General features: G+C 70.6%; 13 protein-coding genes. 8 read left to right on the top strand and 5 right to left on the bottom strand.

The window, feature by feature from the left end:
• Positions 1–95 precede the first annotated feature (95 nt).
• Positions 96–1,211 (bottom strand): FAD-dependent oxidoreductase, encoded by a 1,116-nt coding sequence (locus tag L324_RS16475; RefSeq protein ID WP_037308516.1) that lies wholly within the window; start codon positions 1,209–1,211, stop codon positions 96–98.
• A 68-nt stretch (positions 1,212–1,279) separates the two neighbouring features.
• Between L324_RS16475 and L324_RS16480 the strand changes: the two genes are divergently transcribed.
• Both L324_RS16480 and L324_RS16485 read left to right on the top strand, forming a co-directional pair.
• A complete protein-coding gene (locus L324_RS16480; RefSeq protein ID WP_037308520.1) occupies positions 1,280–1,963 on the top strand; it encodes a TetR/AcrR family transcriptional regulator in 684 nt (227 codons plus the stop codon).
• A 37-nt stretch (positions 1,964–2,000) separates the two neighbouring features.
• The gene (locus L324_RS16485; RefSeq protein ID WP_037308524.1) at positions 2,001–3,179 is read left to right on the top strand and encodes a serine hydrolase domain-containing protein; all 1,179 of its coding nucleotides are present in this window, start codon (positions 2,001–2,003) and stop codon (positions 3,177–3,179) included.
• 117 nt (positions 3,180–3,296) lie between these two features.
• Here the strand turns inward: L324_RS16485 and L324_RS16490 are convergent, their stop codons facing one another.
• Positions 3,297–3,755: a MarR family winged helix-turn-helix transcriptional regulator gene (locus L324_RS16490; protein WP_037308527.1), complete on the bottom strand. Its 459-nt coding sequence runs from the start codon at positions 3,753–3,755 to the stop codon at positions 3,297–3,299.
• Positions 3,756–3,816: 61 nt separating this feature from the next.
• On the opposite strand from L324_RS16490, the gene L324_RS16495 reads away from it, so the two are divergent.
• Together L324_RS16495 and L324_RS16500 are read left to right on the top strand one after the other, a co-directional pair.
• Entirely contained in the window at positions 3,817–4,185 is a 369-nt protein-coding gene (locus L324_RS16495; RefSeq protein ID WP_037308530.1) for a winged helix DNA-binding protein, read from the top strand.
• Between the two features lie 60 nt (positions 4,186–4,245).
• On the top strand, positions 4,246–5,016 hold the full coding sequence (locus tag L324_RS16500; RefSeq protein ID WP_037308532.1) for a dioxygenase family protein: 771 nt from the start codon (positions 4,246–4,248) through the stop codon (positions 5,014–5,016).
• Here the strand turns inward: L324_RS16500 and L324_RS16505 are convergent.
• Positions 5,013–6,179 carry an MFS transporter gene (locus L324_RS16505; RefSeq protein ID WP_037308535.1) on the bottom strand — a complete coding sequence of 389 codons (1,167 nt, stop codon included), beginning with the start codon at positions 6,177–6,179 and terminating at the stop codon, positions 5,013–5,015. The genes L324_RS16500 and L324_RS16505 overlap by 4 nt on opposite strands.
• Positions 6,180–6,269: 90 nt before the next feature.
• On the opposite strand from L324_RS16505, the gene L324_RS16510 reads away from it, so the two are divergent.
• Positions 6,270–7,460: an ROK family transcriptional regulator gene (locus L324_RS16510; RefSeq protein WP_201769662.1), complete on the top strand. Its 1,191-nt coding sequence runs from the start codon at positions 6,270–6,272 to the stop codon at positions 7,458–7,460.
• Between the two features lie 158 nt (positions 7,461–7,618).
• Here L324_RS16510 and L324_RS16515 read toward each other — a convergent pair whose 3' ends face one another.
• Together L324_RS16515 and L324_RS16520 are read right to left on the bottom strand one after the other, a co-directional pair.
• Positions 7,619–10,837, bottom strand: a complete 3,219-nt coding sequence (locus tag L324_RS16515; RefSeq protein ID WP_051173937.1) for a beta strand repeat-containing protein — start codon at positions 10,835–10,837, stop codon at positions 7,619–7,621.
• Positions 10,838–11,043: 206 nt separating this feature from the next.
• Entirely contained in the window at positions 11,044–12,063 is a 1,020-nt protein-coding gene (locus L324_RS16520; RefSeq protein ID WP_037308541.1) for a hypothetical protein, read from the bottom strand.
• 279 nt (positions 12,064–12,342) lie between these two features.
• On the opposite strand from L324_RS16520, the gene L324_RS16525 reads away from it, so the two are divergent.
• The 3 genes from L324_RS16525 to L324_RS16535 are packed head-to-tail and all read left to right on the top strand — an operon-like array spanning position 12,343 to position 15,367.
• Positions 12,343–13,548, top strand: coding sequence for an AI-2E family transporter (locus L324_RS16525; protein WP_037308971.1), 1,206 nt, complete (start codon positions 12,343–12,345; stop codon positions 13,546–13,548).
• Positions 13,545–14,711, top strand: coding sequence for a MacS family sensor histidine kinase (gene macS / locus L324_RS16530; RefSeq protein ID WP_037308544.1), 1,167 nt, complete (start codon positions 13,545–13,547; stop codon positions 14,709–14,711). Before L324_RS16525 ends, macS begins: the two co-directional genes overlap by 4 nt.
• Positions 14,708–15,367: a response regulator gene (locus L324_RS16535; protein ID WP_037308547.1), complete on the top strand. Its 660-nt coding sequence runs from the start codon at positions 14,708–14,710 to the stop codon at positions 15,365–15,367. Before macS ends, L324_RS16535 begins: the two co-directional genes overlap by 4 nt.
• Position 15,368 lies beyond the last annotated feature (1 nt).

A 15,368-nucleotide genomic window follows, 5' to 3' on the forward strand; every position in this document is an offset into this window, starting at 1 on the left:
CGTGCCGTCAGGGACCGCCTGGGCGCGAAGACCGCGAACAAGACTTGCAGGACACGGCCTAGCGGCGTGTCCACCAGCGCGGGCTGAAGGACCCTTCAGTCCGGCTGGAAGAACGCGAGCATCTTCCGGGCGGCGTCCGGCGCCATCAGGAGATCGTGGACCCGCTCGGACATCCGGGCGGCGGCACCGGCGCGTTCGAACATCTCGTGTTCGTACGCCTTGACGGCGGCGGGGAAGTCGTCCGGCCGTGCGGCCAGCGCGAGCCCGAGCAGGGCGCCGTCGAGCAGGGCCATGTTGGCGCCCTCGCCGACCGCCGGCATCAGGTGCGCGGCGTCGCCGATCAAGGTGACGTCCGGTGCCGAGGGCCAGGTCAGACCGACCGGCAGGGCGGTGATCGACCGCGGCACGACCACGTCGTCGCAGGCCTCGATCAGCGCGGTGAACCGGGCGTCCCAGCCGCTGAGCCGCTCGATCAGCCACGCCCGGGCGGCCGCCGGATCGCCGAGCGGGATCCCGCTGGTGGCGAACCATTCCTCGTCGGTGCCGTAGAAGCTGAGGCTCACGCGCACGGTGCCGTCGCCGTTGCGCTGCGCCGCGAGGGATTTCCCGTCGCCGAGCGCCCAGTAGGTGCCGCGCCCGACCATCGCCGCGAGGTCGGGATGGGTCCGGTCGATGCCGGGAATGCGAAGCTCGACGAGGTTGTGCCCGAGATGCGCCGGACGGGCGTCGGTGAGCAGCGCGCGGACCCGGGAGTTCGCCCCGTCGGCGCCGACCAGCAGGTCGTACGTCGCGCTGCGGCCATCGCCGAAGCGCAGCACGCCGTCTCCGGCGGATTCGTAAGCGTGCCCCCAGCGCACCGTGTGCTCGGGGAGCGAGTCCAGCAGCAGGTCACGCAGGTCGCTCCGGTCGATCTCGGGCCGCGCGAACGGCGCGTCGTCGGGCGTGTCCTCCTGCAGCAGCAGAGTGCCGTCCGGCTCGAGAAGCCGCATGTCCTGGCCTTCGTTGCGGGCGATCGCGGAGAACCGGTCGAAGAGACCGGCGTCGCGCAGCGCCCGCTGCCCGGTGTCGGCGTGGATGTCGAGCATGCCGCCCTGGCCTCGGGCGTCGCGCGACGCTTCCCGCTCGTACACGACGGCATCGATGCCGTTGACGTGCAGAACGCGGGCGAGAGCCAGGCCGCCGGGCCCCGCTCCGACGATGGCGATGGTCATGTCGCACTCCTTCGATACAGTGTATTGATCAATACACTGTATCGAACGATGCGGTGTATTGTCGCCGCATGGTGGTGTGGGAGCGGCCGGAGCCGCCGAGTCGACCCGCTCTGGCCCCGCTGAGCCGGGAGCGGATCGTGCGGGCGGCGATCGAGCTGGCTGACGCGGACGGCCTGGACGCGGTGTCCCTGCGCAAGATCGCCACCGCGCTGGACGTCGGCCCGATGCGGCTGTACGGCTACATCGAGAGCAAGGAGGAGCTGCTCGACCTGATGGTCGACGCCGCCCACGCCGAGATCCGGCCCACCGGAGACGGCTGGCGAGAGGTGCTGGGCTCGCTCGCCCACGCCATGCGGCACGTCGTTCACCGGCACGAATGGCTCGCCGACCTCCTGGGCGGCCGCCCTCAACTCGGGCCCAACGCGCTGGCCACCGCGGAGTCCGTGATGGCGGCGCTGGGCGACATCGGCGTGGACTCCGCGATGCCGGTGGTCTCGGCGGTCAACGCGTACACCATCGGCGCGGTACGCCGGGAGATCGCCGAGCGGCGCGCGGAGCGGGCCACCGGGCTGGACGAGAAGCGCTGGCACGCCACCCTCGGGCCTTACCTACAGCGGTCCTTCGCCACCGGGAAGCTCCCCGCACTGGCCACGGTGGTGCACGACGCCGTCCACCTGACCGCCGACGAGACCTTCCGGATCGGCCTCGATTTCCTGCTCGACGGCATCGGAGCCCGCGTGTCAGCGCCGTGACCGTCCCGTGTCAGCGCGGCCCGCGAACGTGGTCACCATGACCAAGACACCGAAGACCTTCCGCCGGATCGGCCTCGTCGCGCTGGCCGCCGCGCTGCTGACAGGTGTGACCGTGCCCTCGGCCTCCGCCGGGCAGGATCGCCCGGAACTGCGGCAAGTCCTCCAGGAGTTCGTCGACGCCGGGTTCGGCGCGATGCAGCTCCGCGTCCGTGACGAACGGGGCGAATGGACCGGCAGCGCCGGGGTCCGCGAGCTGGGCGGGACCGCGAAACCGCCGACGAACGGCCACTTCCGCGTCGGCAGCACTTCGAAGAACTTCACCGCGACCCTCGTGCTGCAGCTGGTGGCCGAGGGCAGGATCGGCCTGGACACCCCGGTGGCGGGGTTCCTTCCCGAGTTCGGGCTGGACTCGCGGATCACCGTGCGGATGCTGCTGCAGCACACCAGCGGACTGTTCAACCACACCGGCCAGTACCACCCGGACGGGACGGTCACACCCGGAATCCCTTGGGCGGGCAAGGAATGGGTGGACAAGCGCTTCCACACCTACCGGCCGGAGGAGCTGGTCCGGCTGGCGGTCTCCAAGCCACTGGTCTTCGAGCCGGGCGCGCGCTGGGACTACTCCAACACCAACTACGTGGTGGCCAGGCTGCTGGTCGAGAAGCTCACCGGCCGTCCCTTCGCCGAGGAGCTGGACCGGCGGATCCTGCGGCCGCTCAAGCTGCGTGACACCTTGTCGCCGGGCGCGTGGCCGGGGATGCCCCAGCCGTATGCCCACGCGTACTACCAGTACGACGACGCGGGCCAACGGAAGACGATCGACGTCACGCACCAGAACCCGTCCTGGATCTCCAGCGCCGGCGACATGATCTCGACGACCAAGGATCTCCAGACGTACTTTTCCGCGCTGCAGAGCGGAAAGCTCCTCCCGGCCTGGCTGATGACCGAGATGCGCAAGACGCACCCCGGCAGCGAAAGCCTTTACGGCTTCTACGGTCTCGGGCAGTTCTCGCAGGACCTGGGCGCCGGCTGCGTCGGCACCGTCCTCAACCACAACGGCAGCAACAACGGCTACGCGGCGCTGATGTACAGCACGCCCGACGGCGGCAAGACGCTGACGGCGTCGATCACCGCGGGCGATCCCGAGAAGGACCCGCTCCCGTCGTATCCGGCGGCGCTGACCAAGCTCGTCCGGACGGTGTTCTGCGGCAAGTGAACCGGGTTACTCGTCGTCCAGGCGCGCCAACCGCGCGGTGAGGTCGTCGACGAAGCGGCCGAGGAGGACCGAAGATCTTTCGGTCCTCCTCGGTCCATTCCCCTCGGGCGCCGCTCGCTAGCGCCCGAGCGCGCCATAGTTCCGGACGAAGGCGGTCAGCAGCCGGGCGAACTCGCGCCGATCTTCTTCCGGCCAGTCCGCCATCGCCTCGGCGAACACCGAGCGACGGAACTCGTGCATCCGCGTCACCTCGGCGCGGCCGGTTTCGGTAAGCACCAAGACGGCGCGGCGGCCGTCCCGTTGATCGGCCTCACGCCGGAGGAAACCGCCGTCGACGGCCCGCGCGACCAGGCGGCTGGCGCGCGGCTGGTCGATGGTCAAGGCCGCCGCGAGGCTGGTGACGGTGCCGGGCTCGCCACTCTCTTCGGCCGCTTCGACGGCGTCGAGCAGCCCTTGCACCGCCTGGTCCGGCATCGATTCGGCGCGGTCGCGGGCGAGCTTCGACAGCGAGCGCCTCGCCTGGCTCCGCCGGATGGCGATCATCGCGCGTTCCACGTCGGCCACGGCGTCCGTCATCGTCCCATCCTCAATTGAATGTACTTTTACATGTAGTTGCCGTCTACATGGAGGAGTATCCATGAAGCCCATCGGATTCTGGTTCGCCCACCTTCACCAGGCTCTCGAATCTTCCTTTGATCGGGTCCTCGCCACCGAGGGGCTGACGCGCCGCCATTGGCAGATCCTGAACACGATCGACAGCGGAGCCTCGCCCGACGAGGCGCTGTCCCCCTTCGGGGAAGTGCGGGAGACCAGCAGCGACCTGCGCACTCGCGGTTGGATCGACAATGACGGCGCCCTGACCGCTTCCGGCCAGGAGATGTTTCTCCGACTGAAGACCAAGGTCGGCGAGTTCCGCTCGCGCGCGACCGAAGGCATCAGCGACGACGAGTACCGAATGACGGTCGGCGTGCTGGAACGGATGGCGGCGAACCTCGCACGGGAATAAGCGCGAACGCGGCGGCGTCGTCTATCGTAGTAGTTGAAAGTTCAAACACCTGGAGCTGACATGACCCCGGTGCTCTACCTCAGCCACGGCGCGCCGCCGCTCGCCGACGACGCCACCTGGACCCGCCAGCTCGCCGGCTGGTCGGCGGACCTCGAAAAGCCGAAGGCGATCCTCGTCGTTTCCGCGCACTGGGAAGAGGCGCCGCTGACCCTCGGTGCCACCACCACGGTGCCGCTGGTCTACGACTTCTGGGGCTTCCCGGATCGCTACTACCAGGTGGAATACGCCGCGCCCGGCGCTCCCGAACTCGCGGAGAAGGTGCGGAAACTCCTGCGCTCGACGCAGACGCCGGTCCACGACGCGCCCGAACGCGGTCTCGACCACGGCGCGTACGTCCCGCTCGTGGAGATGTACCCGGACGCCGACATCCCCGTGCTCCAGGTGTCCATGCCGTCGCTGGACCCGCGCGAGCTGTTCGACCTCGGCCGGAAGCTCGCGCCCCTGCGCGACGAGGGCGTGCTGATCATCGGCAGCGGCTTCTTCACCCACAACCTGAGCGCGCTGCGCCAGACCGACGGCACCGACGGCGCGCCGCCGTCGTGGTCGAGCGAATTCGACCACTGGGGTGCGGAAACCCTGCGTGCGGGCGACCTCGACGCGTTGCTGGACTTCCAGCACAAGGCGCCGGCCGCGGCCATCGCCCACCCCAGGATCGAGCACTTCGCGCCGCTGTTCGTCTCGCTCGGCGCGAGTTCTTCGGAGGGGAAAGGCGAGACCGTCATCGACGGCTACTGGTACGGCCTCGCCAAGCGCTCCCTCCAGTTCGGCTAGCGGGAGCGGAGCACCCCGGCGCCCGCCACGAGGCCGATCGCGAGCAGCGTGACCAGCCCGAAGGACACCGTCAGCGACGTCAGGTCGGCGATCCCGCCGATCAGCGACGGGGCGACGAGCCCGGAGGAGTAGGTGATGGTCGCGACGCCCGCGATCGACTGGCTCGGCGTCGGCCCGCTGCGTCCGGCCGCCGCGAAGGCGAGCGGCACGACGACGGAGACGCCGAGCCCGATCAACGCGAAACCGGCCATCGCCATCACCGGATGCGCGGCCAGGACCACCAGCAGGCCGCCCGCCGTCGCGAAGGCACCGCCCGCGCGGACCGTCTTGACCGAGCCGAAGCGCCTCACCAGCGCGTCGCCGCAAAGCCGGGCCACCGCCATCGTGCAGGTGAACGCGGTGGTCGACGCGGCGGCGATACCGGGCGAGGTGCCGAGTACGTCACGCAGGTAGACGGCCGACCAGTCGAGGCTCGCCCCCTCGGCGAAGACCGCGCAGAACGCCACGGCACCGATGATCACGGCGGACTTCGGCGGCAGCGCGAACCGCGGTGGCGGGTGCTCGTCGGGTGCGCTGCGGACGTCGAGGACACCCTGGCAGAGCAGTGCTCCGGTGACGGTGAGCACGGCGGACGCGATCGCCAGATGCACCCGGGCGTCCAGCGCGGCGTGCGCGGCGAGCGCTCCGGCGGCTGAACCGACGAGCGCGCCCGTGGTCCACAGGCCGTGCAGTCCCGACATCACCGACTTGCCCATCTTCTCCTCGACGTCGACGCCGAGCGCGTTCATCAGGACGTCCGAGGTGCCCGCCGCGGTACCGAAGAAGAACAGCGCCACGCACAGGGTGAAGAGGTTTCCCGCCAGTGAAGGCAGGATGAGGGCGAGCGTCCAGTACGCGAGCAGCAGCCGCATGCCCTGCCTGCCGCCGAGCCGGTGCCCGATCCGCGCGGCGAGCGGCATGGTGAGCGAGGCGCCGATGGCGGGGAAGGCGAGCGCGAGGCCGAGCTGGCCCGCGCTGATCCCCGCGTGGTCCTGGATCCACGGGATCCGGGTGGCGAAACTGCCGGTCACCGCGCCGTGCACGGCGAAGATGGCGGCGATGGCGACCCGGGCCTGCCGCACCCGGCGAGTCGGCCTGCCGACGGTTTCCACTGCATTACTCACTGGGCCCCCAAGGTCCACGAGACAACCGATGAGGGCCAGCGTAAACTATCAGGAAGGGAACCTGATAATTAATTCTGGGAGGATCTGCCGGTGAGTGTCATTCGGATGCCGTCCGCCTCCCCGAGCACCGCGCGGGCCATCAACGACCGGCTGGCCCTGGACCTGCTCCAGCGCGAGGGTCCGCTGACGGCCGCGCAGCTCAAGACGTCGACCGGGCTTTCCCGGCCGACCGTCGCCGACCTCGTCGACCGCCTGCGGGACGCCGGGCTGATCGCGATCGTCGGTGAAGCGGGCGCCGAACGCCGCGGGCCGAACGCGAAGCTGTATGGCATCGTCGCCGAACGCGCGTACCTCGCCGGCCTCGACATCCGCACGCACGGCATGGCCGTTTCGGTCGCGGACCTGCTGGGGCGCACGCGCGCGGAGGCCTCCCTGCCGTTCGACCTGGACGTCGACACCGATCTGGCCGTCGAGCGCGCGATCGCCCTGCTCGAAACCACCACCGCCGAAGCGGGCGCGACCGAGCTGCACACGATCGCCGTCGGCGCCCCCGGTCTGGTCGATCCGGCGACCGGCGGACTGCGGCCCGCCGGGGGATTGCCCGCGTGGCACGGGAAACTCGTCGTCGAACTCCGACGGCGGCTCGGCATCCCGGTGCTGCTGGAGAACGAGGTCAACCTCGCCGCCGCGGCCGAACAACGCCTGGGCGCCGCCCGCGACCGGGACACGTTCGTCCTGCTGTGGCTCGGCTACGGCGTCGGCGCGGCCGTCGTCCTCGACGGCTCGCTGCGCCGGGGCGCTTCGGGCGGCGCGGGGGAGATCGGGTTCCTGCCGATGCTCGGACCCGGCAGGCTCCCGACGGCGACGGACTGCGACGGCGGCTTCCACACCCTCGCGGGCAGCGCCGCGCTCTGCGAATTGGCCCGAGCGCACGGCATCCCGGCTTCGCCCGCCGACGACGCCGAAGCGGCCGCGGCGGCTGTCGGGTACGCGATCGACGCGGGTGCCGGGGAGTTCCTGGACATCGTCGCCGAGCGGATCGCGATCGGTTCGGCCGCGGTCACGGCGGTGCTGGACCCGGGCTGTGTCGTACTCGGCGGCGAAGTCGGCCGGGCCGGCCGCGACGCGCTCGCGGACCGGGTGAGCCGTCGGCTCGCGGAGATCTCGCCGCTGCGGACCGAGGTCCGGGCGGGGACCGTCGGCGGGAGCGCGGTACTGGAAGGCGCGGTGCTGACCGCGATGGGCGCCGCTCAGGACGCGCTGTTCACCCCGGGGGGCTGAAGGGAACTTTCCCCGCATGCGATGCGACGAAAGCGCCCTTCACCGCATGACATGCGGTGAAAGCGTCCTTCAGCTCCTGGAGACAAAAAGGAAGCGGGCCCGGGAGAGTCTCCCGGGCCCGCTTCGTGTCAAACAGTGGCGTCAGCCGACTGGCAGGTTCACATGGTGTGGAACTTCTTGCCGGTCAGGGTGCCCACGAAACGCTGGAACATGCTCAGCGGCGACGAGTCGACGTTCGCCAGAGCCGGAACCTGCGCGGTCGGCATCGCCGGGGTGCCGCTCACCGCGGGCAGCGTGCCCGAGGTGGGGAGCTGCACCGGCAGCTTGCCGACCGGGAGGTTGCCCGCGGTGGGCAGGTTGCCGAGGCCGGGCAGCTGGCCGACCGGCAGGGCGCCGGCGGTGGGCAGCGCCGGAAGCTGCGCGAGCTTCGGAGCGTCCGCACGAGCGGTGTCACCGGGCAGCGACGGAGCCTTCGGCAGCGCCGGGATACCGGGCAGAGCCGGGGTTCCGGGCAGCTCGGGCAGGTCGGACTTCGGCAGCTGAGCCGGGATGGTCCCCAGCTGCTTCAGCGCGGTCAGTCCGGCCAGCTGCACCGGCAGGGTGCCGACCTGGGGGCCGTCGGCGCGAGCGCCACCGATCGCCGGGGTGGTCGGCAGGGCGCCGGCACCGTTCAGCGACGGCACCGCGGGAGCCGCGGGCAGGGCGGCCGCACCGAACGGCAGCGCGGGCAGCGCGTCGATCGGCATTTCCGAACCGACCGAGTCGGTGAAGGCGCGGGTGAACTCCTCGCCGTTGATCTCGGTGGAGTCTTCCGAGTTCTCTTCCGCGATGGCCAGCACCGGGATTTCGAGCTCGTTCAGCGGGATCACGAAGACGAACGGGTGGTGGAAGTTGAACCCGGAAAGGGCTTCTCCGCTGCCGTCCGTGATGCTGTCGCCACCGGCCTGACCGGTGATCATGCTTTCCGCGTTCGTCTTGGAGACGCCGCCGGCCGCCGCGATGGCGTCGCCGAACACCTCCGGGTCGGCCGCGATCGGGAGGTCGAGGATGTCGCCCGAGAGCGATCCGTCGAGGCCCGAGGTCTCGACGGTCCCACCCGAAGTGGCGTCGATGGTGTCGGAGCCCTCGGCGGTCGCGATACCGGCGGCCGAGATCGCGTCGTGCGTGACCGGCACCAGCGGCAGCGCCTGCACGCCGATGATGTTGCCCGCGACCGATCCGCCGTCACCGTTGGTGGTGGCGTCGCCGCCGGCCGCCGACATGACGTCGTTCAGGCTGTTGCCCTTGGCGATACCCGCACCGGCGATGCCGTGCCCGGTCACCGGGACCGCGCCACCGATCGGCGTCTGGACGATGTTCCCGGCGAGCGCGCCTTCCTCACCGTTGGCGGTGGCGTCGCCACCGGCCGACGAGTCGGTCAGGTTCGAGCCCTCGCCCGACGCGATTCCGCCCAGCACCGCGGCGAAGTTGTGCGCCTGCACCGGCAGGGAGACCGGGCCGTAGACCAGGTTGCCCGCGCCCGCGCCACCGTCACCGGTCGCGTGGACGTCGCCGCCCGCGTTGGACGTGGTGTCGCCGTCGGCGCCACCGTGGCCCTGACCGATGAACGCGCCACCGATCCCGAACGCCTGCACCGGCAGCGAAACCGGCACGGTGCCCAGGTTGGAGCTCAGGAAGCCGTTGTCGTCGTTGGTGTTCCCACCGCCGCCACCGGAGATGACCTTGGTCTCGTCGGCCGAGCCGGAGCCCTGGCCGATGAAGGAGCCACCGACGCCGAAGATCTCGACCGGGCCCGCGACCGGGACCTGGACGACGTTGCCGGAACCGGACGAGTCGTCGCCCGTGGTGCCGTCGTACCCGCCGGCGGTCACGGTCTTCGTCTCGGTCGCCTCGGCGACGGCCTGGCCGATGTGCGAGCCACCGACGCCGTAGACCTCGGGGGCCAGCGCGGCCTGGGTGTTGACGATGTTCCCGGCGAGGGTGGAGTCCTCACCGGTGGTGTGGCTGCCGTTGCCCGCGTTGGCGTCGACGGTGTTCTCGCACGACGTGGCGGAGACGTTGCCGATGTAGGTGCCCGCGATGCAGGTCACCTCGACCGGGGCGGCCACGGCCGGGTCGACGATGTTGCCGCCACCCGCGGAGCCCTCGCCCTCGGAGCTGACGAAGCCACCGGCGTCGACGACGCTGGACTGGCTGGTGCCGCCGTCCTTGCCGGTGTTCGCGAGGCCGATCCAGCTGGCGGCCACGCCGCCGACGTTCGCCACGTCCGCGGTCTGCGGCACGATCGCGTTACCCGCGACGGCCGAGTCCTCGCCGGAGGTCTGGACGTAGCTGGGGACGTTGCTCCAGCCGGGCGTGGTGTCGCCGGCCTGCGCGTCCGCGGACGAGCTGCTGTTGGAGTTCGCGAGCGAACCCCACGCGGCCGCCGCGTTGTCGTTGAACTTCACCGGGAGGGCGATCGGCACCGCGCCGACGTTGCCGCCGAGGGCGCTGTCGTCACCGTCGGTCTCGACCCAGCCGCCGGAGGTGGCGTCGGTCTCGGCCTCGTAGCCGGAGCTGTTGGCGTTGCCGATGATCCAGGAGGCGGCGTTGCCGGTGACCTGGACCGGGGTGGCGAACTGACCGGCCAGCACGTTGCCGGAAAGGGCGGAGCCCTCGCCGTCGGTGGTGATGTTGCCGGTCTCGGTGGTGCTCTGGCTGGCGGAACCGCCGACCACGCGGCCGGTGCCACCGGCGAGCCCGCCGCCGTTGCCGGCGATCTGGATGGGCAGCGCCCAGTCGAGGGACACGACGTTCCCGGCGAGGCTGGAGTCCTCACCGGTGGTCTCGACGTCCTGGTTGTGCGACCAGGTCTGGTCGTGCGTCCCACCCTCGACCTCGGCGTCGCCGATCACGCCGATGGCGTTGTCGACGATCTGGATCGGGACGACGACGTCGCCCACGACCTTGTTGCCCTTGAGGATGTCGTCCGTGGTGGTGAACCCACCACCGGTCAGCCCACCGCTGACCTGACGGGCCGAGTCCTTGGCGGCCAGCGGCGCGGGGACGGCGCCCTTGCTGGAGAGCTGGGGCAGCCCCCCGCCGATGCCGTCGGTGCTGCCACCGGGCGACGAAGCCGAGTCCAGCGCGTCCGAGACGGGCTTGGTGACGGCCTTGGTGCTGACTTCACCCTTGTAGCCGGGGAGGTCGGCCTGGCCGAGGGGCGTGCCAACGGCGTTGTTGTCGATCTCGATGGGAACGGTGACGTTCGCGTCGAGCGGGGAGGCCGGGGTGTCGGGGTTGACCTGTTCGTCAGCCGAGGCGATGCCGGTGCCCAGCATCAACAACCCACCCGTGACCAACGCGGTCTGGAGTCCGCGCTTTGCCCAGGATTGCATGGGGTTTTTCTCCTTCATTTCGGGTTCCCTTTCGGGTTCAAGGAGGTGCCCTCGATCCATGTCGAGTGAGTGGCACCAGAGGGGGGTGGAGCGACTGCGGGCGCGAAAAAGCGCACCGCCGTTTCGCGGGGATCAGGAGCGGACGCGAAGCCAAGCCCGGAATCGGGAGGCGTAGGGCGCGTCGGCTACCCCGCGGAGGGAGGTGTTCAGTCGGGAGTGACGCCGGGCTGCGAGCCCGGGGTGAGCGGCATGTACCGCGTACCGGCCAGCGTGGTGCCGGCCAGGGAACGCTCGACGGCGGAGGCGACCCAGGCGGGGACGCCATAGGTCAGGCCGTCGAGGTGACCACCGGGGGCGTTGCCGCCGCCGGGGACAGTCGGGATGGACGGCGCGACGGGAAGCGGCGCCGGGGTGAGCGGACGCGGGAAGTCACCGTGGTGACCGTCGCGCGCCGGAGCGTCCTCGACCTGATCGAAGGCACCGTGCTGCTGCACGAAGGCCGGCATCGGGAGGACGGTCTCGGAGGAAGCGGGGAACTGGGTCATGGCCAGCTGGGCGAAGTCGGTGACCTGTTCGCCGGCGCCGCCGGTCTCCAGCGGGGACCTCGGGTCGAGCGGAACGCCACCGACCGGGATCTCCGGGATGAGGTCGCCGTGTCCGTTCGGGTCGAGGAGTTCCCAGACCTTGCGACCGAAGTCGGGCGACGGGGCGAAGGTCTCGTCCAGCACCTGGCGGGTGTCCTGCGGCTTGCGCACGATGTGCTCGACAGCCCCGAGGGTCCGCTCGGTGGGGGTGATCACCACGTTGTCGGCGAAATCGGTGACGGCGTCGCTGACGCGGGTGGAGGTTTCGTGCTCGTCGGCGCGGATGTCGCCGCAGTGGTGCTTCGCGGGAGCGGGCTTGTCGTCGCCCGGCATCGACCACGTGGTGGCTTCCTGGTGACGGTCGCCGCACATCGCGCCCGCCACCTCGCCGGCGAACTTCGAGGTACCGCGGGACACGTCGGTCAGCCCGGCCGTGGTGGCGTCGGTGACCGGGGTGACGCTCGTTCCGGGAGTGGAGATCACCGGAGCGGAGGGGACGACGTCGGCGGAAGCGGAGGCGTCGGAAACGCACCAGGCCGCGGCGGAACCGGCGACGGCGCCGCCGAGGACGAACAGCGCACGCGAAGCGAGACGGCCGAAGCGCGCCGCGCCCCGCCCCTCGTTCTTCGCCGCGTTCGTCACTCGGTCTCCTTCTCGCTTCGGTGTGCCGGTTCGTCGTTGCGGCACCGACATAAGCAAAGTGGGGACGGCCCGCGCATCCTCGGAGCACCTTGATGGCACGATCGTGTGAAGAACACAGGGTGTAGCCCGAGATGACGATAAGTGATCACCGCTGGCGGGACCCGGTTACTTCTGAGTCGACCGAACGGCGGTGTGTCAAGCGTCGCTTCGGGGGAATCCGACCCTGGCGCGTTGCCCTGAATGCTCAAGAACGTCGCCCGGGACCGATACGGTGAGCCGGTGAGCGAGCCCCAGCGCAAGCAGCCGGAATTCGATCCGGCGAACCCGTTCCTCTCCGAGTCCACCGAAGACGTCACCAACCTGGTCCCTCGCGGCCTGCGGATCGGCGCGGCGTTGTCGTGGCGTTTCATCGTGGTGATCGCCGCGCTCTACGTCATCGTGTTCCTGATCGGCTACCTGTCGGTGGTCGTCATCCCGCTGTCGATCGCGCTGCTGCTCGCCGCGCTGCTCGCACCGGCGGTCTCCAAGCTGACGGCGCTGAAGTTCCCGCGCGGGCTGGCGGCCGGGATCGTGCTGATCGCCGGGCTCGCGGTACTCGGCGGGCTGCTGACGTTCGTCGTCGCGCAGTTCTCCTCCGGGCTCCCGGAACTGCAGAAGCAGCTGACGGAGAGCCTCAACCAGATCAAGGTGTGGCTCATCGACGGCCCACTGCACCTGCGCCAGGAGCAGATCCAGGAGTTCATCAACCAGGCGATCGGCTTCCTGCAGAACAACCAGGCGTCGATCACCACCACGGCGCTCACCACGGCCGGCACCGTCGGCGAGATCGTCACCGGCTTCATCCTGACCCTGTTCATCCTCATCTTCTTCCTCTCCGGCGGGGAGCAGATCTGGAAGTTCCTGGTCCTCGGCGTACCCGGCCGCGTGCGGGACCGGGTCGACGTCGCCGGGCGCCGCGGGTTCGCCTCGCTGGTCAGTTACGTGCGCGCGACGGCGGCGGTGGCCGTGGTCGACGCGGTCGGCATCGGCGTCGGGCTGGCGATCGTCGGCGTGCCGCTGGTGATCCCGCTGGCGACGCTGGTCTTCCTCGGCGCCTTCATCCCGATCATCGGCGCCGTGATCGCCGGCGCGGTCGCCGTGCTGATCGCGCTGGTGACGAAGGGCGTCGTCGGCGCGCTGATCGTGCTGGCCATCGTCATCGGCGTCATGCAGCTGGAAAGCCACGTGCTGCAGCCGATCCTGCTCGGCCGCGCGGTCAAGCTGCATCCGCTCGCGGTGGTGCTCGCGATCACCGCCGGTCTCGTGGCCGCCGGGATCGCCGGCGCGCTGCTGTCGGTGCCGCTGCTCGCGGTGCTGAACGCCGGTATCCGGTCGCTGCTGCACGAACGCGATCCCGATCCCGCCGAGGTCGACGTCCTGCGGGATCAGGCGGCGCAACCGAACGATCAGGGCTCACCGGACGAAGAGGCCAAAGCCAAGCCGTGACCGATACCCCGCTCTGGCGCGCCGTTTCGGCACTGGGCACGCGGGACCCGGCCACTCCGCTGTGGCGCGGGGTGATCGTGCTTCGCGTGACGACGCTGCTCTTCGCGCTGGGCTCGTTCATCGTCCACTACGACGGCTACGCGAAGCAGTGGCTCGCGTGGACCGCGTTCGGCGTGATGGCGGCGTGGACGGTGCTCAGCAGCGTGTTCTACGCGCGGCCGTCGAGCCGCTGGCCGTGGCTGGTCTGCGTCGACCTCGCGCTGACCGTCGTCCTCATGTTCACCTCGGCGTGGATCCTGACCACCGCGCAGTTCGACGCCAACACCCCGCTCATCACGACGGTGTGGGCGGCGGTCCCGCCCGCGGCCGCCGGGACGCGGTTCGGCGCGCTCGGCGGGGTACTCGCGGGGCTGGTGGTCTCGGTGGTCACCGGGCTGGTGCGCTGGCGGTTCGACGTCGACGTCGCGCGGGACGGCTTCCTGCTGACCGCGAGCGGGTTCGTGATCGGGCTGGCCGCGACCATGGCCCGCCGCTCGGCCGACGCGCTGACCAGGGCGTTGCGCATGGAAGCCGCGACGGCGGAACGGGAGCGGCTCGCCCGCTCGATCCACGACAGCGTCCTCCAGGTGCTCGCGCGGGTGCGCAAACGCGGCGCCGAATTCGGCGGGGAGGCGGCCGAGCTGGCGAAACTGGCCGGTGAGCAGGAGATCGCGCTGCGGGCGCTGGTCACCACCGAGCCGACGCGCCCCAGCGAGAACGGGACCACCGACCTCCGGGCGGCACTGCAGTTGCTCGCGACGCCGTCGGTGCAGGTCTCGACGCCCGCCGGTGAGGTCCAGCTGCCCGAGCACGTGACCGCGGAACTGGTCGCGGTGGCCCGCGAAGCGCTGTTGAACGTGGAAAAGCATGCCGGTCCCGAAGCACATGCCTGGGTGCTGCTGGAGGACCTCGGCACCGAGGTCGTGGTCAGCGTTCGCGACGACGGTCCCGGAATCGCACCCGGTGTGGTGGAACGCGCGACGGCCGAGGGACATCTAGGTATCGCGGAGTCCATCAAGGGACGCGTGCGGGATCTGGGCGGCAGCGTCGCCCTCGACACCGCACCGGGCCAGGGCACGGAATGGGAAGTCAAGGTGCCAGTCGCGGCGAGGGGAAAGCGATGACCGGTGATCCTCAGGTGTCGGTGATGGTCGTCGACGACCATCCGATGTGGCGGGACGGGGTCGCCCGCGACCTGACCGAGCACGGCTTCGACGTGCGAGCCACCGCGCCGGACGCGCCCGCCGCGGTGCGGATCGCGCGGACGGTCCGGCCGGACGTCGTGCTGATGGACCTGAACCTCGGGGAGACTTCGGGCGTCGACGCGACCCGCGAGATCACCGCGGAGCTGCCGTCGACCAAGGTGCTGGTGCTGTCGGCGAGCGGCGAACACAGCGACGTCCTCGAAGCGGTCAAGGCCGGGGCGTCCGGTTACCTGGTCAAATCGGCGTCGGCGAGCGAACTGGTGGACGCGGTCAAGCGGACCGCCGCCGGGGATCCGGTGTTCACCGCCGGTCTCGCCGGGCTCGTGCTCGGCGAATACCGCCGCATGGCCGACGCACCGGACGACGGGCCCGCCCCGCCGCGGCTGACCGAACGCGAGACCGACGTCCTGCGCCTGGTCGCGAAGGGGATGACGGCGCGGCAGATCGCCGAGAAACTCGTGCTCTCGCATCGGACGGTGGAGAACCACGTCCAGTCGACGCTGCGGAAACTCCAGCTGCACAACCGCGTCGAACTCGCCCGCTACGCCATCGAGCACGGGCTCGACGAGGAGTAGT

This window comes from Amycolatopsis orientalis DSM 40040 = KCTC 9412, from assembly GCF_000478275.1.
In the GTDB taxonomy this organism is placed as follows: Bacteria; Actinomycetota; Actinomycetes; order Mycobacteriales; family Pseudonocardiaceae; genus Amycolatopsis; species Amycolatopsis orientalis.